Annotated in this window: 14 protein-coding genes; 4 read left to right on the top strand and 10 right to left on the bottom strand. The window is 60.4% G+C overall.

Features of this window, described 5'->3' with window-relative positions; genetic code table 11:
- Positions 1–16: 16 nt before the first annotated feature.
- The 8 genes from ACR0AO_RS18295 to glf form a co-directional block, all read right to left on the bottom strand.
- Complete coding sequence (locus ACR0AO_RS18295; protein WP_480606635.1) at positions 17–1,465, bottom strand: mannose-1-phosphate guanylyltransferase/mannose-6-phosphate isomerase; 1,449 nt, start codon at positions 1,463–1,465, stop codon at positions 17–19.
- A gap of 48 nt (positions 1,466–1,513) precedes the next feature.
- Entirely contained in the window at positions 1,514–2,482 is a 969-nt protein-coding gene (gene fcl, locus ACR0AO_RS18290) for a GDP-L-fucose synthase (RefSeq protein WP_480606632.1), read from the bottom strand.
- 3 nt (positions 2,483–2,485) lie between these two features.
- The gene (gene gmd / locus ACR0AO_RS18285) at positions 2,486–3,607 is read right to left on the bottom strand and encodes a GDP-mannose 4,6-dehydratase (protein WP_480606630.1); all 1,122 of its coding nucleotides are present in this window, start codon (positions 3,605–3,607) and stop codon (positions 2,486–2,488) included.
- A 123-nt stretch (positions 3,608–3,730) separates the two neighbouring features.
- Positions 3,731–4,408, bottom strand: coding sequence for a sulfotransferase (locus ACR0AO_RS18280; RefSeq protein ID WP_480606627.1), 678 nt, complete (start codon positions 4,406–4,408; stop codon positions 3,731–3,733).
- Between the two features lie 92 nt (positions 4,409–4,500).
- A complete protein-coding gene (locus tag ACR0AO_RS18275) occupies positions 4,501–5,325 on the bottom strand; it encodes an O-methyltransferase (protein WP_480606624.1) in 825 nt (274 codons plus the stop codon).
- 129 nt (positions 5,326–5,454) lie between these two features.
- Positions 5,455–6,525 carry a glycosyltransferase family 2 protein gene (locus tag ACR0AO_RS18270; protein ID WP_480606621.1) on the bottom strand — a complete coding sequence of 357 codons (1,071 nt, stop codon included), beginning with the start codon at positions 6,523–6,525 and terminating at the stop codon, positions 5,455–5,457.
- A 7-nt stretch (positions 6,526–6,532) separates the two neighbouring features.
- A complete protein-coding gene (locus ACR0AO_RS18265; RefSeq protein ID WP_480606619.1) occupies positions 6,533–8,503 on the bottom strand; it encodes a glycosyltransferase family 2 protein in 1,971 nt (656 codons plus the stop codon).
- 35 nt (positions 8,504–8,538) lie between these two features.
- Entirely contained in the window at positions 8,539–9,684 is a 1,146-nt protein-coding gene (gene glf, locus ACR0AO_RS18260) for a UDP-galactopyranose mutase (RefSeq protein ID WP_480606616.1), read from the bottom strand.
- 226 nt (positions 9,685–9,910) lie between these two features.
- Between glf and ACR0AO_RS18255 the strand changes: the two genes are divergently transcribed.
- The 3 genes from ACR0AO_RS18255 (at position 9,911) to ACR0AO_RS18245 (ending at position 13,527) form a co-directional block, all read left to right on the top strand.
- The gene (locus ACR0AO_RS18255; RefSeq protein ID WP_480606613.1) at positions 9,911–11,635 is read left to right on the top strand and encodes a glycosyltransferase; all 1,725 of its coding nucleotides are present in this window, start codon (positions 9,911–9,913) and stop codon (positions 11,633–11,635) included.
- A gap of 85 nt (positions 11,636–11,720) precedes the next feature.
- The gene (locus tag ACR0AO_RS18250) at positions 11,721–12,494 is read left to right on the top strand and encodes a sulfotransferase domain-containing protein (RefSeq protein WP_480606608.1); all 774 of its coding nucleotides are present in this window, start codon (positions 11,721–11,723) and stop codon (positions 12,492–12,494) included.
- A gap of 85 nt (positions 12,495–12,579) precedes the next feature.
- The gene (locus ACR0AO_RS18245; RefSeq protein WP_480606604.1) at positions 12,580–13,527 is read left to right on the top strand and encodes a hypothetical protein; all 948 of its coding nucleotides are present in this window, start codon (positions 12,580–12,582) and stop codon (positions 13,525–13,527) included.
- Here ACR0AO_RS18245 and ACR0AO_RS18240 read toward each other — a convergent pair.
- Complete coding sequence (locus tag ACR0AO_RS18240) at positions 13,524–14,834, bottom strand: DUF2793 domain-containing protein (protein ID WP_480606600.1); 1,311 nt, start codon at positions 14,832–14,834, stop codon at positions 13,524–13,526. The two genes, ACR0AO_RS18245 and ACR0AO_RS18240, sit on opposite strands and share 4 nt — an antisense overlap.
- 258 nt (positions 14,835–15,092) lie before the next feature.
- Here ACR0AO_RS18240 and ACR0AO_RS18235 point away from each other — a divergent pair, with 258 nt between their 5' ends.
- Entirely contained in the window at positions 15,093–17,711 is a 2,619-nt protein-coding gene (locus ACR0AO_RS18235) for a calcium-binding protein (RefSeq protein ID WP_480606595.1), read from the top strand.
- 57 nt (positions 17,712–17,768) lie between these two features.
- Here the strand turns inward: ACR0AO_RS18235 and ACR0AO_RS18230 are convergent, their stop codons facing one another.
- Positions 17,769–21,266, bottom strand: coding sequence for a hypothetical protein (locus ACR0AO_RS18230; protein WP_480606589.1), 3,498 nt, complete (start codon positions 21,264–21,266; stop codon positions 17,769–17,771).
- Positions 21,267–21,290 lie beyond the last annotated feature (24 nt).

Genomic DNA, 21,290 nt, shown 5'->3' with positions numbered 1-21,290 from the left:
CCAGATACCCGAAGCACTATCCTTTTGCCCCTTGTCCACGCGCATAGATATCCTCGTGGCGGATGATGTCGTCCTCGCCCAGATAGGACCCGGTCTGCACCTCGATCAGCACCATCGGCACCTTGCCCGGATTTTCCATCCGGTGCACCGCACCCAGAGGGATATAGACGGACTGGTTCTCGCTCACCAGTTTCACATCGTCATCCACGGTGACCTTTGCGGTGCCCTTGACGACAATCCAGTGTTCCGACCGGTGGTGGTGGCTTTGCAAACTCAATGCGGCGCCGGGGTGTACATGGATGCGTTTGACCTGAAAACGGTCATCCACCACCAGGCTTTCGAACCAGCCCCAGGGCCGGTAGTCGCGCGGCAGGGTCTCGGCCTGTGCCGCCCCCTTGGCTTTCAGCGCCGCCACCGCCTGCTTGACCTCCTGCGCGCGGTCCTTGTGGGCCACCAGCACCGCGTCGGGCATGGCTACGGCAATCACGTCCCGTACCCCGATGCCAACCAGCTGCTGCGCTTCGGATTCGGCTCTAAGCAGGGTGTTTTCGCAATCCAGCGCCGTGGCGGGGCCGGTGGTCACGACGCCATCCGCATCCGGTCCGCTTTCGCGCCAGACCGCGTCCCAGCCGCCCAGGTCGGACCAGCCGCCGCCGTAAGGCACCGCCGTCAGGTTGTCGGCCTTTTCCATTACCGCATAGTCGATCGAGATATCGTCCAGATTGCTCCACGGGCCGGGGTTCAGTCGGGTGAAACCCAGATCGGGCTCGGCCCCGTCCACGGCGGCACGGGTGCCCGCCAGCATTTCGGGCGCGTGGGTTTCGAAAGCGGCGATCAGGGTGGCGGTGGAGAACAGGAAGATGCCCGCGTTCCACAGATAGCTGCCGTCATCGAGCATCTTTTGCGCGGTGGCCGCGTCGGGTTTTTCGACAAAGCGTTTCAGCACCTGCGGGACGGGCGAAAATTCCGCATCCGGGGCGGTGGTCAGCTCCAACCAGCCATATCCGGTTTCGGCCCGGTCCGGGCGGATGCCGAAGGTGACGATCTGCCCGGCCTCGGCCGCGGGGGTGGCGGCCTGTACCGTGGCGCGGAAACGGTCGTCATCGGGGATCACGTGATCGGATGGTGCCACCAGCATCAGCGCACCGGGGCTTTGCGCCTCAAGCGCAAGTGCTGCGGCCAGGATCGCGGGGGCGGTGTTGCGGCCCTCGGGTTCGATCAGGGTCGCGGCGGGGGCGATTTCGATCGCGGCGAGCTGTTCCAGCACGATAAAGCGGAAATCCGACCCGGTGATCACCATCGGCGCGGCAAAACCATCGCCCGACAGCCGGCGGGCCGAGGCTTGAAACAGGCTCTCTTCCCCGGTCAGGCGGGCAAACTGCTTGGGATAACTCTTGCGCGACAGCGGCCAGAGGCGGGTGCCGGAGCCGCCGCAAAGCAGCAGAGGGTGAATGCTCGGGGCCATGTGCTCGAAATCCATAGTCTGTAACTCGAAAACCTTGTTCCAACCGGATTATCGCCGGAATACATCCTGATTGTCGAGGAACCACTGATAGGTTTCCGTAATCCCTTCGCTCAGCAGGACCCGCGCACGCCAACCCATACCGACCAGGCGGCTGACATCCATCAGCTTGCGCGGGGTGCCATCCGGTTTCGACGGATCGGTGGCAATGCGGCCCGCAAATCCGGTCGCTTCGGCCACCATCCGCGCCAGTTCCAGAATGCTGACTTCTGTCCCGCAGCCGACGTTGATATGGCTCAGCATAGGCTCTGTATTGGCTTCATAGGCAGGTTTTGGCAGATCCAGCACGAAAAGCGAGGCCTCGGCCATGTCGTCCACGTGCAGGAATTCGCGCCGGGGCGTGCCGGTGCCCCAGATCACCACCTCGCCGGCCCCGCTTTGCGCCGCCTCGTGAAAGCGCCGGATCAGGGCGGGCAGCACGTGGGAGTTCTCGGGGTGGAAATTGTCGCCCGGCCCATACAGGTTGGTGGGCATGACCGAACGGTAGTCGACCCCGTGCTGGCGGTTGTAGCTTTCACACAGCTTGATGCCGGCGATCTTGGCGATGGCGTAAGGTTCGTTGGTGGGCTCCAGCACGCCGGTCAGCAGCGCATCCTCGCGCATCGGCTGATCCGCCAGCTTGGGATAGATGCAGCTTGAGCCCAGTTGCAATAGCCGGGGGACCCCGGCGGCAAAGGCCTGATGGATCACATTGCATTCGATCATCAGGTTTTCATAGATGAACTCGGCAGGATAGCTGTTATTGGCCAGAATGCCGCCCACCTTGGCGGCGGCCAATATCACCGCATCCGGCTTTTCAGCCTGCATGAAGGCGCGCACGGCGTCCTGGTCGGTCAGGTCCAACTCGCCATGGGTGCGGGTGATCAGGGTCAGATCCTCGCCAGCCGCCTGACGCGCCTGCAACCGGCGCAGGATCGCGCCGCCCACCATGCCGCGATGGCCCGCCACATAGAGTTTCATCGCCTAACCCTCGACCGAGACCGGCACGTCCATGCCGTGTTCTTTCAGAAGCGCATGGCGGCGGGCGGTTTTCAGATCCTCGGCCACCATCTCGGCGCACATGTCCTGCACGGTGATCTCGGGTTCCCAACCCAGTTCGGCCTTGGCCTTGGCCGGATCGCCCAGCAGGGTCTCCACCTCGGCGGGGCGGAAATAGCGCGGATCGATGCGCAGGATCACGTCACCCACGTTCAGGGCCGGGGCCTTGTCGCCCTCGATCGCGGTCACGGTGGCGGTCTCGTTTATCCCTTCGCCGGAAAACTCCAGCGTCAGACCCAGTTCTGCCGCCGACCAGCGGATGAACTCGCGCACCGCATATTGCTTGCCGGTAGCGATGACGAAGTCCTGAGGGTTCTCCTGCTGCAGCATCAGCCACTGCATGCGCACGTAATCCTTGGCATGGCCCCAGTCGCGCAAAGCGTCGATATTGCCCATGTAGAGACAGTTTTCGAGCCCCTGCGCGATATTGGCGAGCCCGCGGGTGATCTTGCGGGTCACGAAGGTCTCACCCCGGCGCGGGCTTTCGTGGTTGAACAGGATGCCGTTGCAGGCATAGAGCCCATAGGCCTCGCGGTAGTTGACCGTGATCCAGTAGCTGTACAGCTTGGCCACCGCGTAAGGCGAGCGCGGATAGAATGGCGTGGTCTCGCGCTGCGGGGTTTCCTGCACGAGGCCATAAAGTTCCGAGGTCGAGGCCTGGTAGAAGCGGGTCTTCTTTTCCAGCCCCAGAAACCGGATCGCCTCGAGCAGACGCAGGGTGCCCATCGCATCCACATCCGCAGTATATTCGGGGGCCTCGAAACTGACCGCCACATGGGATTGCGCGCCCAGGTTATAGACCTCGTCGGGCTCCACCTCGCGCATGATGCGGGTCAGGTTCGAAGTGTCGGTCAGATCGCCATAGTGAAGATGGAAATTGGCGCCCTTGGTGTGGGGATCCTGATAGATGTGATCGACCCGGTCGGTATTGAACAGCGAAGCACGGCGCTTGATCCCGTGCACCTCATAGCCCTTTTCCAGCAGAAACTCCGCCAGATAGGACCCGTCCTGCCCGGTCACGCCGGTGATCAATGCCTTTTTGGTCATTCACGTCATCCTTTCCCGAGCCAAACCACGGTAATTCGGGCCGTGTCCGCACCTGCCCCGACATGACCTATCCGCCCGGCCCTGGCTATGCAACCGGCAGTGTCCGGCCGACATCTTCCGGCTTCATTTCGCGTGCTTCAGGGGTTTGGCGAACACCGCCTCGACCTTGTCGGCATCGTAATCGTGACCGAGAAAGGAGAAAAGCTGTGCAATACCAGAGCGATCCACCACGTAATCGTCATACCGCATCAGGATCGTCTGGTCGGATCTGGCGTCGAAACGAGCGAAACGTTCGTCGCATCGGGCCACCCAGGTCTTGATCCTGTCCGGGTCGGTGCGGGCATGCCAGGCGGACCGGGCCACGTCCTCGGCGTTGCGGGTGTTGAAGACGATTTTCGCATCGGGAAAAGTGTTCAGCAGAAAACGCATGTATCCGGAAAACTGTTCGTCGTTCATGAAGAACGGCGCATGTCGGATTTCCTTGAAACCCAGCACCGACTTCCCCTCATGCGGGCGCAGGACGTTGCTGACGAAAGCATTGAGCAAAGCATTGCGAAACACTACCGGCCGAAGCTCGCCAGCCCCGTACCAGGGTTCGTCCGGCTGAGATTCACGGCCATCCGCGCCGAATTTCCGGGCTTCCCGAATTCCCGCGAACGACCGATAGAGATGATAAAGCGCATTGTTGTTTTCACCCCGGATCTGGACCCCGTCCAGGGTGTTCAGCAGACTCTGCAACAGGGTCGATCCGGACCGGGCATAGGTCACGACGAAGATGTATGAATAGTCCTGGAATATCATGCGTGCTCACATAATTTGAAAGGGATGATGCGCCACTTGCAGGTTCCGCCTGGACTCTTCTGCATTGGCGCGGTCCGGATGGCGCCTCCCGATCAGCCTGAGGTTTTTTTCAAGGGATGGTTTTCCTCGATCCACGGTCGGGGATTTTTCGAACGGTCCGGTGTGAGATGTTGCGCAACCCTGGCATGTTCCTCGTGATAGCTCAGGTCAGGTTCCGACGGAGTTTCCACGACCTTTCTCATGATCGTCAATCCCGGAGGGCGTATGGTTTTGCGGGGCGAATTCAGATTCAGCGTTTCGAAACGTTGGGTTTCCATGACCTGTTTGACGCACATGCCAATGGCATCAAAAAGTACGGAATCGTGAAAACACAAGATCCCTCCGGTTCTCAGCATCGGCTCGAAACGGATCACTTCCTGCATGATCGTCCCATAGGTGTGGTCGCTGTCGAGCAGTATCATATCGAATGGGCCGTCGACGGCAACTTCGAGACTGGAGCCGTGACAAAATCTGACAAATTGCTCCAACTCCGTGTCACGATATATGAAGGTGTTGGCATTGACATCGATGGAAACGACCTCCTGCCCGGCATTGTCCTGTACCGCCAATGCCAGCATGGACGTTGAATACCCCTGGTTCGAGCCGGTTTCCAAAATACGCTTTGCGCCGGTGAGACGCGCAATCCAGTAAAGGCAGTTTGCAACTTCCACTTCCACCGAAGCGCCAAAAACGTGTTGCGGATCTTGTTTTAATACATCACGTGCCGCAGCAATCTGTTCGAGAGTCTTATTGAACACGTTTTGCGGATAGTAGAATCGTTCAGGAATGGTCCACATTCCTGTTTCTTCGACATAAAGCTCTTCAAATTTCGAAATCTTTTCCGGTTTTTTGCCGTTCCTGACCAGCTTTGATGTCATGAGGCGCTCCGTATTCTTTTCCATATGGGTCAAAATCCAAAATGCATTCCTTCTTCCCTCAAAACCAAAGTTCCGACGCAAGTTCCGGACGCAAACGTTTGTCTGACGACGGGGCAGAGACTGACATCTTCATCTCCTCAACAGCCGCCGCAGGATGCGGCGATGCAGTCGGGGGCGGGTCGTCGGGGGCGGTACCGGCGCTCTGAGGCCAGCAGCCGCGCGCGCATGTTCCAGGCTTGGCGCAACCCAGGGCGCGAATCCGGCGGCCTGCCGGCGGGTGGTGCGATCCAATTCGTCCAGCCAGCGCGAATCCAGGCCCGCTGCCAGATGGCGCAACGCCTGGCCAAAGCCATATTTACGGTCGTGGCTGACGCTTTCCCCACACCAGTTCAACAGCTTGAACGTGGACGCCAGTATCAATGTCCGCAGCAGCTTGTCCTCGAACCGGGGCGAATGTTCGAACAGGTGCAGCGTGCCGATCGCGGTCGAGATCGCGTCAAAGCGCCGGGTGCCGTGATCGCCTGTGATCTGCGGCCGGGCATAGCGGCGGAAATAGGTGAAGGTGGGCAACTCGGTGGTGGCATAGCTGCCAAGGCTGGCCAGCAGACCGATATGAAAGAACATGTCCTCGAAAAACAGCCCCGGCGGAAAGCGCAGCCGGTGCCGCTCCAGGAAATCGCGGCGCACCATCTTGTTGGCCGATTGCGGCTCGAGGCAGGCCAGGTGCGTCAAAGCGCGGCGCAGGGCTGACGGGTCTTCCGACACGCGGGTCAACCCCTCGGCCCGCAGGGCCTGGAAATGGCGCTGATCGTAAAAGGCCTGGGTTTCGTGACGCAATTCACTCAGCAGGCCCGGCGAGAAGACGCAATCGGGATCATCCTTTGCGGCCTCAGCCATGGCCGCAAAGGCCCAGGCCGGGCGGGAATCGTCGGCATCCAGGAAACAGACATAGTCACCGCGCGCTGCGGCCAGCCCGCGATTGCGCGCGGCGCTGAGACCGTCATTGGCCTGTCGGATATGCCGGATGCGCGGATCATCAATGCTGTGCAGCACGGCGCGGGTGCGATCGTCGGCACCATCGTCGACCACCAGGATTTCGAAATCGCCAAAGCTCTGGGCCAGCAGCGAACGGATCGAGACCGCAGCCAGATCACCCTCGTTGAATGCGGTGACGATGCAGGAGATGCGGGGAGAGGTCATCGGATCATCACGCCTTTTTCATGGCCTCTCGCATGCCGAGTGCGATCGGGTGATGAAGCTCGCCGCGAATCCGGCTCCAGAAGGCGTCGTCGGGAAGAGCGTCTGCGATTGATTGTTCCTTCTGGAAATGCGGAATGAAATCGGGGTGTTCGACCCGTGACACCAGATTTTGGATCACGCCGGGGCCATATGTCTTGGACATCGCCACGCAGAACCGGGCGCCGGCACGCAGGAAATTCTGGGTCAGATCGGGCCGCAGCAATCCCGCCGACCACGAGATACAGTCGATCACGGATTCCGCATAAGGCCGAAAATCCGGCCAGGCCTCATTGACCGAGCGTTCGAGCAGCATGTGGAACATGTAAATCATGTAGAAGTGGCGCTCGTCCCCCTGCTTGATGTCCTGCGCCGGATGCTGGCGGTAATGGTATTTGTGCTCGGGCAGCATCAGGATGTCCCGCGCCGCCGTCAGCGAAAACATCTGGAAGATATAGTCGTCAAAGGCACGGACATTTTCCGGAAAATAGATGTTGCGGGCATCCAGAAAGGCGCGACGATAAACCCTGCGCCAGATCGAGGGCTGGCTTTTGATGATATCCCGCGCCTGCAGCCGGATGACCGGGTGATCCCCGAACCGCTCGCGCGAAATGGTCCGGAACAGATCTTCCTCGTAACTGGGATAGTAGGGTGCGTCGCGGCTTTCATCATAGAAATCGAAACCGGACTGCACCATCTCACAGCCGGAATAGAGCGCCAGATCATAGAGATCGGCAAACATGTTCCGCGTCACGAAATCGTCGGCATCGACAAAAGCGATATGGGTGGCGTCCGAGACCAGCCGGCCATAGTTGCGGGCCGAGGCGCAGCCGCCATTGGGTTTGCGTTCCACCCGTACCCGGGGTTCAGCCGCGAAATGCGCGGCCGCCGTCTCGCCCGAGCCATCAGTGGAGCCGTCATCGACGATGATCACCCGCACGTCGTCGCGCCCGTCACAGAGCAGGCTTTCGGCACAGTCGATCATATAGTCCCCGGCATTATAGGCCGCAATCGCGATATCGAGCCCGGGGCGCCGCCCGGGCAGAGCCACGTCGGAGCTTCGGTTCAGCGTCCATCCGGAAGGTATCCGGACCCGGGCACTGGCGCAGGGCAGGATACGGTTGCCGGGGATGATCCCGTCCGCGGCAGTCCAGAGCGACAACTGCGCCCGGCGCCCGGCCGGCAGGGCATCGATCTCGGCACCCAGCAGATCAAAGGCCCGCTCCCCCTGCAGCAACACCGGGCCGCCGGGTCCGGCCAGTTCGGCGGCAAGCCCGGCATGGGGCAGAATGTCGAACCCGGGCAAACCGTTGTGCCCGATCAGCGCGGCCAGGAATGCGTCCGCCTCGGCGCCACGCGTCAGGCGGCATATCCGGATCCCCGGCAGCAGTACCGCAGCAGTGAGCGCGAAAAGCGGCGAGGGATCGATATCCAGCACCGTCAGGGTCTCGCCGGATCGCATTGGGGCAAGTGTCGCAAGAAAGTGCAGATACGTCCCGTCATCGGCCTGAACAGCCTCCAGCAGCGCGTCCCGCTCAGCCTGCGGGGCGCCAGCGGGCACCTGCAGCATCCGGCCACCAATCCGGACCTCCTGTCCGGTCTCATTGCCGGTCTGAACACGCCACTGCACGTTGTGGCCCGTCGCCGAGAGGGTCAGGCCGGGCTGTGCGTTTTCCATCCTGTGATCCAGAATCCGGCCGCCGACCCGAACCCGCACCACGGCACCCAAGACGTCGACGACCAGATCGCCAGGGATGGTCTGGTACTCGGACAAATCCAGCGGACGCTCACACCCTTTCGTGCCGGCCACCAGGCTGACCGCCCCCGTAGCGCGCCGCAGGACGACGCGGAACGGATGGTCATGGTTGTCGGCGCGCAGTTCGAAATACGCTTCGGCCCAGTCGTCTTGGTCAGGGGTCAGGATGTATCTGGTGGCAATCATGATCTTCGGGCAGAATGATTAAAGGAGAGGTGGCCTCAGAGCGGAGACCGGACAAATGCAGGCATCGGCGTTCCTGCGGTCTCATGGGTCTGGAAGGCCCGCGCGGTGTCCAGTGCCTCGCGAATGGTGACATCCATGTCGAGATAGCGATAAGTCCCCAGCCGTCCCACAAAGGTCACGCCCGAGGTCGCTTCCGCCAGCGCCACATAATCGGTCAGCAGCGATTTTTCCTCGACCAGCCGGATCGGATAATAGGGGATGTCATCCGCTCCGCAGGCGCGCGAATATTCCCGGTAGCACACGGTGCCCTCGTGGCTTTCCCACGGGCTGAAATGTTTGTGCTCGGTAATCCGCGTCCAGGGCACGTCCCGGTCGCCGTAGTTCATCACCGCGCAGCCCTGATAGTCGCCGGTATCGCTGAACCGCTCGAAATCCAGCGTGCGATAGCCCAGCCGACCCAGCCGATAGCCAAAATAGCCATCCAGCGGCCCGGAATAGAACACGTGATCGTGACCGGCGGCGCTGCCAGGGTCGAAGACGGTCTCGAGATGCACGGTGATGTTGCCGTGATCCAGAATGGCCTCGATCATCGCGGTATAGCCATGTTCGGGCATGCCCTGAAAGCGGTGGAAGAAATAGTTGTCGTCATAGTTGAACCGCACCGGAAGGCGCTTGAGGATGCTCGCCGGCAACTCGGACGGGTGGCAGCCCCACTGCTTTTCGGTATAGCCCTTGAAGAAGGCACCATAGAGATCGGGGCCGACAAACCGCAGCGCCTGTTCCTCGAAACTCTGAGGATCGTCGATCGAGGTGTCGGCCTGCTCCTCGATGAAGGTGCGCGCCTCGTCCGGGCGCAGGGTCTTGCCATAGAACTGGTTGATCGTGTGCAGATTGACCGGCAGCGAATAGACGGCGCCCTGCGAAGTGGTCTTGACCCGGTTCCTGTAGGGCAGGAACCGGGCAAAGGAATTGACGTAGTTCCAGACCTCTTCGTCATCGGTATGAAAGATATGCGGGCCATAGACATGCACCAACACACCGGTTTCCGCGTCCCGTTCCGTATGGCAGTTGCCACCGACATGAGACCGCCCGTCAACAATAGTGATCTCGTGCCCCTGCTCGGCCAGATGTCGCCCGATGACCGCACCGGAAAGCCCGGCGCCGACAAGAAGTATTTTCATGAATTTACACAGCCTGATGGTTGCGTCGAATGGATTTGTCCGATTTCTCGCAGACCGGCGGACGGAATACAATGCGATATTCCGGGCCGGTGAAATGGCCTGCCACAGGGGTTTTCCGCGGGTGATCGCTTTTCCGGGTGCATGTCCCGGGCCAATACGGTTAGGGTGTCCCTGAAAAGCACGGGCAAAAAACTGACAGGACCTTGATTTGTTGCAGGAAACCGTTGTGAACGACCCCTCCCCGCTCTGGGATTCCACTCTCGAACGTTATGTGCTGCAGGAGGTGATCTTCAACTCCCGTGCGGTGGCTTTGGCGCCCAAGCTGTATATGAGTGAGTTGCTCGGCCCCATCCATCGACAGGCGGGCAGGCTGGCGCTTCCCGCCGGGGCGAAGGTCGGTTTCAACACCTATGCCAACAGCTTCTTTGCCAGCTACTGGGAAAAATACACCGATCTGCGCGTCATCAGCCTGAGCGGGAAATTGCAGGGCCGGGGGCTGTTGCATCTGTTCCATTCGACACCGACAGGGCAGACGATCAAGGTCGGGGAATACCCGGTCGAGGATCTGTTCCACATCCATTTCGACCTGTTCAGCTACCTGCCGGATGACGGCGCTTCGGGGCGGTTCTTCTTCGATCTCGAAGCGGTGACGGACGTCGCAGTCGAGCGGATCGCCTTTTCGACATTTCCGCCGCCACACCGGGCGGTGTCGTTTTCGCTGGGGGTCTGCACCTACCGCAAGGAACAGCATGTCACCAACCTGGTGCTGGGTCTTGAGGACTATGTCAAACGGGGCGGCACCGCCCTGTCCGAAGTGATTGTCGTCAACAATTCCGGAGACAATGCCGATCTGCCGGTGCTACAGATCCTCGCTGAACGCATGCCGGGTTTCACCCTGATCGCGCAGGACAATATCGGCGGTGCCGGCGGTTTTGCCCGCACGCTGCACGAGAGCCTGAAATCCGAGACATCGACCCATCACATCTTCATGGATGACGACGTCTTTCTCGACACACACATGCTCGACCGGCTGCGGGCCTTTGTCTCCTATTGCCTGGGGCCGCATGTAGTGGGCGGGCAGATGATGAACATGTCAGCGCCCTGCATGCTCTATGAAGGTGGAGCCCGGCTCGACTATTGGGGGTTTCTGGAGCAGGTCGGCTCGGAGATCGACGGGACCCGTGGCGACGAGGTGTCGTTTTTCGATCAGGTGCGCGAGGTCGACTATAATGCCTGGTGGTTCGCCTGCGTACCCAAGGCCGAGGCGGCACGGGCGGGTCTGCCTCTCAACATCTTCATCCGGGGCGACGATTTTGAATACGGGTTGCGGCTGGGAAAGGCCGGAATATCGACGGTGTCGCTGCCGGGGCTGTTCATCTGGCACGAGGCTTTCGACAACAAATCCTCGGCCTGGCTGGAATATTACAACTGGCGCAACCGGCTGATCGTTGCGGCGATCCACAACGACCCCGAGCGGATGGACATCCCTCCGGCGGACGTATTGCGGGACGCTTTCGCAGAAGCGCTAAAAAATGAACGCGCCCAGTATGTCCTCGCGCGCGCGCTGGCGGTGTTCAGCTTCCTTCGGGGTCCCGAGGCCGTTCTGAGCACCCATGCAGGAGAATTTCACACCGAATTGCAGCAATCGATCGCGGGTGTGGGTGAAGATCCCGATGCAGTGGCTACGCGGATATCCGAGGAACTGACCGCCATGGGCAAACCATTGGAAGGGCACCCGTTTCTACGGCTGCGCCACTCAGCGCGGCTGGGCCGTTTCCGGCGCGATGCCCAGACAGCGCCGTGGATCGACCGGTCGATCGCCGATATTCTGGAAGCCGTCCTTGCCTGCTATGCCACCGATGCTCCGGCGGCGGTGGCGAGTTGGAAGAACAAGGCGCACGAGCTTGCATTGCAGCAGAACTGGACCACGATCTATGGCTGGGAGGCTTAAAATTTCCGAAGCATATTCAAAGATACAAAAAAAGTGGGCGAAAGCCTTGAATGGAAAGCCGGATTTTTAAACAAGCCAAACAATCATGTCGGTTTACATCTACACTCTGCCCAAGGCCGGAACCTATTTTCTGGCGGCGCTTTTATCCAATCTCGGGCTGCATGACACCGGGTATCATATGAATGTTCACAACTATCTCGATACCCGGAAACATTCCCTGCAGCAGAATGCCGAGACACCCGGCGTCGCACATGTCAAGAAATTCTTCGTCCCGATCCTTCGCCAGATGGGGACGAATGATGTGGCCTTCGGGCATGCGCCGCTGCCCTTCAACCGCAGCGTCCTGCCGCCTCATATGCAGATCATCTGCGCCTATCGTCATCCCAGAAAGACCCTGGTGTCGGAATTCATCGATTTCCGGTTTCGCCGGCGGGACATCGCCTGGCTGTCAAGGGAACGGGTCCCGGACGACCGGGATGCCTTTGCCCAGTATCTCGAACGCCACGGCTTCGGGCCGCATCTGGACATCTTCCGGGAGATCACCCGGTATCATGCCCTGATCCATCACCCGCTGACCCGGGCCTCGGAAAAAGACAATGTGCTCTTCGTCAATTTCGAATCCGTCCTGTCCCAGCCCGGAATGACCCACCGCATCGCCGAATTCCTGAAGCTTCCGCTGCAGGTCGCCGAGACCCAGGCCGCGCACCGCAAAACCCTGTCCGACGAGACGAAAACCAAAGCGGTCGATATCCAGATAGACCGGGGAGCCTTGTGGAGCGATCTTGCCGAGGAACTCTACGCCGCATCGGGATTTCCGGACGCCGTTGCAATTGCGCAGAAACAGGGGCTTCAGCTTTGAACAAGTGCAGAGATGGAGCCGAAGAAAGAGCGGAAAACGCCTTTTGCGCGAGAGCAGGTCAACTAAAATTGAGAAAGAACTGCAAATGAAGAGAATCGTTTTTCATATAGGCACGCACAAAACAGCGACGACAACGATTCAGAACACGCTTGCAGCCAACCGAAATTTTCTGAAGACACAGGGGGTGTGGTATGCGACGACAGATCGCTCACCACACCCTCATCAAACAAAACATCTGGGGCTTCTTCGCGCGCTGCAATCCGGGGCGGAGGCAGTTATGGCTGAGCGGGACGCGCTTTGGGAAGAGTTCGAAGGCTCGGGGTGCGACACGCTATTGTTGAGCGAGGAGCACCTTTCATCCCTGCGCTGCCATAGGCTGTCTTGGATGGAATGTTTTGCGGAATTGGGGCGGGTTGAAGCCGTGTGTCTACTCCGGCGTCAGGACATCATGCTCGAATCCATGTGGGGTCAAGTGATCAAGAGCGGCAATAATGTTGGCGCCATCGACCAGTATTATCAGAAGCCACATGTCGCCCAGCAGCTCCGCTACAATCTGATGCTGCAGGAATGGGAAAAATTTTCTGATGTTTCGGTCCTGTCTTTCGACGAAGCGAAAGAGCTTGGGGTGATGAGGGCATTTTGTCAGGCAGCCAGTATACCAATCGTAGACGCGGAAAGATCACGGAATGTGTCCCCTTCGGTGAATTGCACACTCATGATGCTGGAAATCGTTCGGGCAGGCGTTCCGCTAAACAAGCACCGTATCATCAGGGCTTTCCAAGATGACAAAGCCCGGCATGTCTTGGGGCGGCGCCTGCGCCGGGAGGTGCTGAAGAGCATGGCTGAATGCAATCAATGGCTCGAGCACAAATATAACATCCGCTTCAGCGATAAAATTCCCGATGAGCCAGAAGAGCCGATAACCTACCCGGATCCAGAAGCGGTTGCCCGCGCTATGGCCAGGCTCTCGCTGAAACAGGGGGCGGCAAAGACACGAAAGCGTGCCGGGGCCGAAACCTCCGTCAAACCCTAGAACCAGCGCCCCGTAGCAGTGGCGTGCACTGGGGCCGGTACGGCCGCTCCCGTCGCACCCCAGACGTTCAGCGTGACACCGGTTGCGGTCAGATCATCGCCCTCGGTGACGATGCGCGGCTCGGTGCCATGCCGGGCCAGCGCCTGCAAGCTGAGACTATCGGTGAAAGCAAAGGCGGCAGGAAAGGCCCAGGCGTGGGTTTCGGCGGCGGTTTCGAAGCGCCGGGTACAAACCTGAGTTCCGTCGGCAAACCGAACGTAATCCCCGTCAGGTGTCGATCCCCGCTCGAAGATCGCCCCGGTGGGCTGACCGGCGCTTTGCGACACAGTACCGAGGATTGTCGACTGATCGTAGATCAACCGCCAAGCTTCCCACGTGTCGGAAAAATAGACCCGGGTCCAGATGCCATTGCTGAAATTGTTACGCCAGGCGGTCTGTCTGAGCAGCGACCCGTTATAGCGCTCGATCCGGATGAGACCGCTGCTGCTCTGCAATCCGGGCGGGAAACCATCCATACCGGGCGTGCCAGATGTATAGCGGTAGATGCCCGACGGCGTGTCCGGAGCATTGATATCCGCAATCAAAGTACCGGCGCCGGTTGCGCCCAGCCCGAAGGCACCGGTCACCATCAGCCGCCCCGCAGTGGCGTCCGCTTCATCCGCCTGGACTGCGCTGCCCGAAACATGGCCTGTCGCACCGTCCAGCCGCAACGCCTCAGTCCAGGCACCGCCATCACCGGAAACCTTGATCGAAAACGCGTTCTGTCCGGCCAACCCCATTTCCGCATACCCGGTCCAGCCGGATTGAAACAACAAACTCGCTGTATCCTCCTCGGAGGCCTTGTTCACCTTCAGCTGATGGCCCTGCCCCTCATGACTCAGCAACGTGGCCGGTGCGCGCACTGCCAGCCGATTGGTCGCATCCGCACTGGTGCCGATCCCGATACCATCGAGATGGTTCAGCTCGCGGCGCGGGGCGGTCCAGGCGTTTCCATCCCACACCACCATCTGGTCGGTCGCCACATCCCAGCCTCGCCACCCGGTCTGCGGCTCCACGAAATGCCAGGCCGCGTCGAGCCAGGCGGCCAGCATGCCATCCTGTCCGGCCCACGCCCCCGTCGCCCCGGCGCCAAGACCATGGATATCCCCCTCTTCGGCCACTGCCGGCGGAACAGTTGCGCCGGTTTGCTGCAGGCGGAGTTGCACCACAATATCGAGCCGTCGCAACGCCTCGTTATGGGTGACATGCTTCTGAGCCTGAGACGGCTGCAGGAAAGGAAGATTCAGGTTCGGTGAACTTTGGGACATGTGGGACTCCTCGGGTCTGAGCGGACCCGCGCACCCTGTCGCATCCCCGGTAAATCCCCTTCTACCCGGTCGAACGGGCCGGTCATGCCCGGTTTACCATTGCCCGGCAGCGGCAGGACGCCCCGGCGAAATCATGCTGAACCGACGTATTTGAGACGCATTCTAGGCAATCTCCCCAGTTCAGACAGAATTATGGCGCGGGCGAGCCCGATCACTGTGCCACCCCGAAAGCGGGTGAGATGAATTGGAGTGGGGCACGTGGGTCTTCAATTCGAGGGTCGATTAAGCACTGGTCAGGATGCATTGGACCGTGACCTGCAAGATTTGCATTTGGTTTCGAACCCCGAAGGGGTTTTTCTCTATGCGGGAACCGGCCGCAACGGCGGTTTGAGCGTCTATACCTTCGATTCAGGTGCTTCGGCCCAACTATTGGACACAACCTATTTTTCGGCTCTGCCCGCCGGGATCGAAGACATGCAAATCGGCATGCTGAGCATCAGCGGAGCCGAAGTGCTGATCGCTGGAACCAGCAGCAGCGGCAATCTGCTGTACTATGCGATCGAGCCGGACGGAGCACTGGGAAAAGCCAAATCTCTGGCCCTTCCCGGGACCGGGGACGCCATCTGGACCGGGAGCGAAGAAGAGCCGGATGAAATTTTTGTAATTGATCAGGGCACCGGCATCATCAGCGCCTACGATCTGGCCGGAACCGAGATAACGCCGGTCGCCTCAGGATCGGGATCAGCGGATTTGTCTCTGAACGGAGCGCTGATGACCTCGGTGTCAACGGAGATCGGGACAGTTCTGATTACCATGGATGGCGGCAGTGTCCCGGAATTGGTCAGCTATCACGTGCAAGTTTCCAACGGCGCACTGATACAGGCAGGCCAGGCCGGTGCCGCCGAAGGGCTGGGATTGTCCGCACCCACTGCGCTGGAAAGCGTTACGGCGTATGGTGCGTCCTGGAGCATCGTCGCGGCCGCCGGCAGCAGCACGTTCAGCGTTCTGCGGGTCGGGGCTGATGGCACATTGACGCCGACCGATCACGTTCTGGACACGCTGGACACACGGTTCGGCGGAGTGCAGGCGCTTTCCGTGGTCGAGGCCGAGGGCCATGTCTTCATCTTTGTCGGCGGGGCGGATGACGGGCTGGCGGTTTTCACCCTGCTGCCGAACGGCCGTCTGGTGCATCTGCAGAGTATCACCGAGATGCAGGGGCTGGGCCTGAGCGACGTCACCGTAATCGAAGCCGCACGCTTCGGTGACGAAATTCACGTCTTCGTGGCCTCCGAGGGTCTGCCGGGTTTGTCGCAGTTTTCGTGGAGCATAGCGGCGCTTGGCGAGGTGCGCACCGGGGGCGGGACGCCCCTGCTGGGCACCGCCGCAGACGATGTGCTTGTGGCCGAAGGAGCTGAAACGGTGACGATCCGCGGCGGGGCGGGGGATGACATTCTGGTCTCCGGAGACGGGGCCGGCTTGCTTTGGGGTGAGGCCGGGGCTGACATCTTTGTCGTTCCGTCAGTCGACAGCACCGTGCGGATTGCCGATTTCGAACCTGGCCAGGACAAGCTGGACCTGTCGCTGCTGCCGATGCTGCGCACACCTGACCAGCTGACCGTGACTGGCCGGCCCGGCGGGGTGCAGCTTGATTTCGGATCGACCCGGATCGTCATCGACAGCATATCCGGCGCCCCGCTGCAGATTCAGAATATATGGGACACCGGCCGGTTCAGTGTACCGGACCGGTTTCTGGTCGAATGGGCCACGCCGCCGCGGCTCTTGCACGGAAGCGATGCCGCGGAAACCCTGCTTGGCGACAAAGGGCAGGACACGGTTTATGCCGTTGGTGGCGACGATCTGGTCAATGGATATGGCGGCAGCGACGAACTCTGGGGTGGGGCGGGGCAAGACACCCTGCAAGGAGGATCCGGCAACGATACACTGCTGGGCGCGGGCGGGGCCGACGCGCTTTGGGGTGGCGACGACAACGATCACATCGAGGGCGGGAACGGCACAGATTCCATCGGAGGTGGCGCAGGCCAGGACCGGCTTCTTGGCGGGCTTGGCAGCGATACGCTTTGGGGCGGCGCTGCGGCCGACACACTGATGGGCGAGCAGGGTGACGACCGGCTGCTCGGTGAGGACGGTACCGACGAGCTCTGGGGAGGTGACGGTCACGACCATATCGCAGGCGGGGACGGGGCCGATTCCATGGGAGGCGGCAATGGCACGGACAGCCTTTTCGGCAGCTTTGGCAACGATACGATTTGGGGTGGCAACGGCTGGGATGAATTATGGGGCGGGGACGGGGCAGACCAACTGTACGGAAGCGAAGGGCAAGACACGATCCGGGCCGGGGAAGGCGCAGATTTGGTCGACGCGGGAAAGCATGACGATCTCGTCTGGGCAAATGCGGGCAATGACACAGTGTATGGCGGAGGTGGGCACGACAGGATCGACAGTGGCAAGGGAAACGATCTGATCTATGGTGGCAACGGACAGGACGCTGCGAACGGTCAGGCGGGCCGGGATACCATCTGGGGCGGGGACGGAGCGGATACCCTGTCAGGGGGGGCAGGCAAGGATATCCTGGGCGGTGGTGGCGGCGACGACACGCTGGATGGAGGTGCCGGAGACGACCTTCTGCACGGTATGTCGGGCGCGGACATCTTTGTCTTTGGAACAAGCCATGGCAATGACAGGATCTTGGATTTCATGCCGGGCGAGGATCTCATCCGGATAGAGGGCCTCAGTTTCGCTGATCTGACCTTTACTCAGCATGCCGACGGTGCTGAAATCACGAGTTTACTGGGAACCCTTCTCCTTGAAGGGCTGACCCCGGATCAATTGACTGCCGGAGATTTCCTGTTTGTTTGAAACAGACTACCCAGGCACATGACCAGGGTAGCCTTGTACCTGGCGGTCCCTCTTGCGTCAGAACAAAAAGTCGCCAGCATCCAGAGTAGCGGAATCCACCCCGATCAACGTCAACGTATTGCCAACACCATCATTGATCACCGCGTTCACACTGCCGGACAGGTGGCTGGCCTGCAGGTCGGCGAAATCGGTGATCCCGGCCACACCTCTCAGGTCCACCACGTCACCAGCACCGAAATCGGTCACCTGGTCGGCTCCGGGTGAGAATACAAAAATATCCGATCCCGCGCCGCCACGCAAAGTGTCGTTGCCAGCGCCGCCATCAAGCGTATCGGCCCCGTCGCCGCCCCACAGGTCGTCCTGTCCGGATCGTCCAAGCAAGAAATCGCTGTCTCCGCCTCCATAGGCGGTGTCATTGCCATTGCCACCCCATAGCTCGTCCTGCCCATCAAGCCCGATCAGAACATCGTTACCGTCACCAGCATAGACTGAGTCGGCACCAGCTCCGGCATTGATCATATCCACGCCATCTCCACCGCTCAGTTCGTCGTGGCCGTCACCGCCAAAGATAGTATCATCGCCCGCATTGCCGAAGACGGAGTCGTTGCCCGATCCGGCACCGATCACGTCGCTGCCTTCGCCGCCCGAAATAGTATCCTTTCCGATATCGCTCCATAGCGCATCATTGCCACCACCGCCATCGATCAGATCGGCACCCGCAGCTCCCCAGATCGTGTCGGCTCCAGCGCCGCCGAACAATTCGTCATTGTCCGCTCCACCACCGATCTGGTCGGCACCGTTGCCCCCCCAGATCGTATCGTTGCCGCCACCGCCCCACAGCCTGTCATCATTGTCTCCGCCACCGATCTGGTCGGAGCCCGCACCGCCCCATATCGTGTCGTTACCGCCTTCTCCCCATAACCGGTCATCACCATCGGAACCACCGATCAGATCGGCACCTGTGCCACCCCAAACCGTGTCGTTGCCAGCGTCCCCCCAAAGGGCATCTTTGCCACTGTCGCCGTACAGCACGTCTCTGCCAATCCTGCCATGGAGGATGTCCTGACCCTCATCCCCGCGCAGCGTGTCGTCACCACCGCCGCCGATCAGACTGTCATTGCCACCACGTCCATCAATAAATTCGCCAACGGCATTGCTGCCGACGATGGTGTCATTGCCCTCGTTCGAGCCGCGCACCTCCTCGAAATTGCTGATCGAATGGTTGAATGCCTCACCACGCCAGGTGCCGGTCGCAACCCCGGTCTGCAGGTTCACGCTCACCGCCTCGACCCCGGTCCGGTCATAGCGCAGCAGGTCGAACCCACCACCACCATCAGCAGTGTCATTGCCCGCCATCAGGATGATCTGATCGCGCCCGCCGCTACCCATGACATTGTCATCCATCATGGTCGTGCGCAGGCTGTCCAAATTGGCCACGCCATTGACCGTGTCCTCACCCCCAAAACCGTCTTCGCCGACAATCCCGGTGGCCAGATTGATCGTGGCGCCGCTGGAAATTTCCGAAGAGTGGTAGTCCAGCCTCACATGGCCGTCGCCGGCGTTGATGTTGAGCGTGTCATCACCACCGCGCCCCCTGACCGCGACAAAGCCGTCCTGCACCGGGGTGACATTGAACGTGTCATCGTGATCGCTGCCCTCCAAAGTCAGGCCATTCGCCTGCATCGCCTTCTGGACATTGAAGATCGTGGTCGTCCCATTGGCCCCCTTGTTGACCGAGCCGCTGTTGGTGGCCCCGTTCACAAAGGCCGTGATACCCGCATCAAGATCCCAGTGCTCCAGCCCGAACGAACCATTCGTCGCAGCCGAGAAATTCACTGTGTCCTGGCCGGCGCCCGCAGCGATGCCGTCATAGTCGAAATCATTGTCGCCGGGATTGATGAAATCGTCCCCGGCCCTGCCCCGCAACCTGTCGGAACCGGCACCCCCAAGCAGGGTGTCATTGCCTACACCACCGTCAAGACTGTCGTCACCGCCGCCGCCGATCAAACTGTCATTACCACCACGTCCATCAATAAATTCGCCAACGGCATTGCTGCCGACGATGGTGTCATTGCCCTCGTTCGAGCCGCGCACCTCCTCGAAATTGCTGATCGAATGGTTGAATGCCTCGCCACGCCAGGTGCCGGTCGCAACCCCGGTCTGCAGGTTCACGCTCACCGCCTCGACCCCGGTCCGGTCATAGCGCAGCAGGTCGAACCCACCACCACCATCAGCAGTGTCATTGCCCGCCATCAGGATGATCTGATCGCGTCCGCCGCTACCCATGACATTGTCATCCATCATGGTCGTGCGCAGGCTGCCCAAATTGGCCACGCCATTGACCGTGTCCTCGCCCCCAAAACCGTCTTCGCCGACAATCCCGGTGGCCAGATTGACCGTGGCGCCGCTGGAGATTTCCGACGAGTGGTAATCCAGCCGCACATGGCCGTCGCCGGCGTTGATGTTGAACGTGTCATCACCACCGCGCCCCTTGATCGCGACAAAGCCGTCCTGCACCGGGGTGACATTGAACGTGTCATCGTGATCGCTGCCCTCCAAAGTCAGGCCATTTGCCAGCATCGCCTTCTGGACATTGAAGATCGTGGTCGTTCCATTGGCCCCCTTGTTGATCGAGCCGCTGTTGGTGGCCCCGTTCACGAAGGTCGTGATACCCGCATCAAGATCCCAGTGCTCCAGCCCGAACGAACCATTCGTCGCAGCCGAGAAATTCACCGTGTCCTGACCGGCGCCCGCAGCGATGCCGTCATAGTCGAAATCATTGTCGCCGGGATTGATGAAATCGTCCCCGGCCCTGCCCCGCAACCTGTCGGAACCGGCACCCCCAAGCAGGGTGTCATTGCCTACACCACCGTCAAGACTGTCGTCACCGCCGCCGCCATCAAGTGAGTCATTGCCCTCATCGCCACGCAGCGTGTCGTCACCGCCAAAGCCCTGAATCGTGTCATTGCCCGCGCCACCGTCAAACTCATTGTCTCCCGCGTCGCCGACAATCAGCTCGCTTTCGCTGCTGGAGCCGGACAGCGACGCCAGGGCAATGTCCTTGTCCGGCCCAAAGGGACTGGCACCCGGGGGCACATCCAGCCCGGTAATCGAGTTGTTAAGGAAATTCGTCCATTGCGCCAGCGTATTGAACGTGGGCAGGGTATCACCGGACAGCAGAAAAATGTGCGAGATATCGACCAGACCATGCGGCGGCACGTTGGCGTCGGGCTCCTCCACGATCAGCACCACCGAACTGCGGGCCACACTCCCCGCATCAACCCAGTCAACCTGAAAGATCGAGGTATCGGGACCGGAATTCGACCCCTGAAAGAGGGTTCCGTCGAGGCGGACATTATACTCGTTCAGGTCGATATCGACATAGAGATCATCGGGTGCCGAATCCCCCGGAGCCAGCGGCAGAACGCTGTAACTGAACGTGGTCGTGCTGTCGGGAACAACAAACTGCAGTGTCGTGCTGGATTTCACGCCCACCTCAGTATCCGTTGCATTGCTGTAGTAGCTGGAAAAACCGTTCAATGTATACGTCGTCATTCTATTCTCCCTTGTTCAACAGCG

It is taken from the genome of Ruegeria sp. AF8 (genome assembly GCF_056541825.1).
This window is presented reverse-complemented; position numbering and strand designations above follow the sequence as displayed.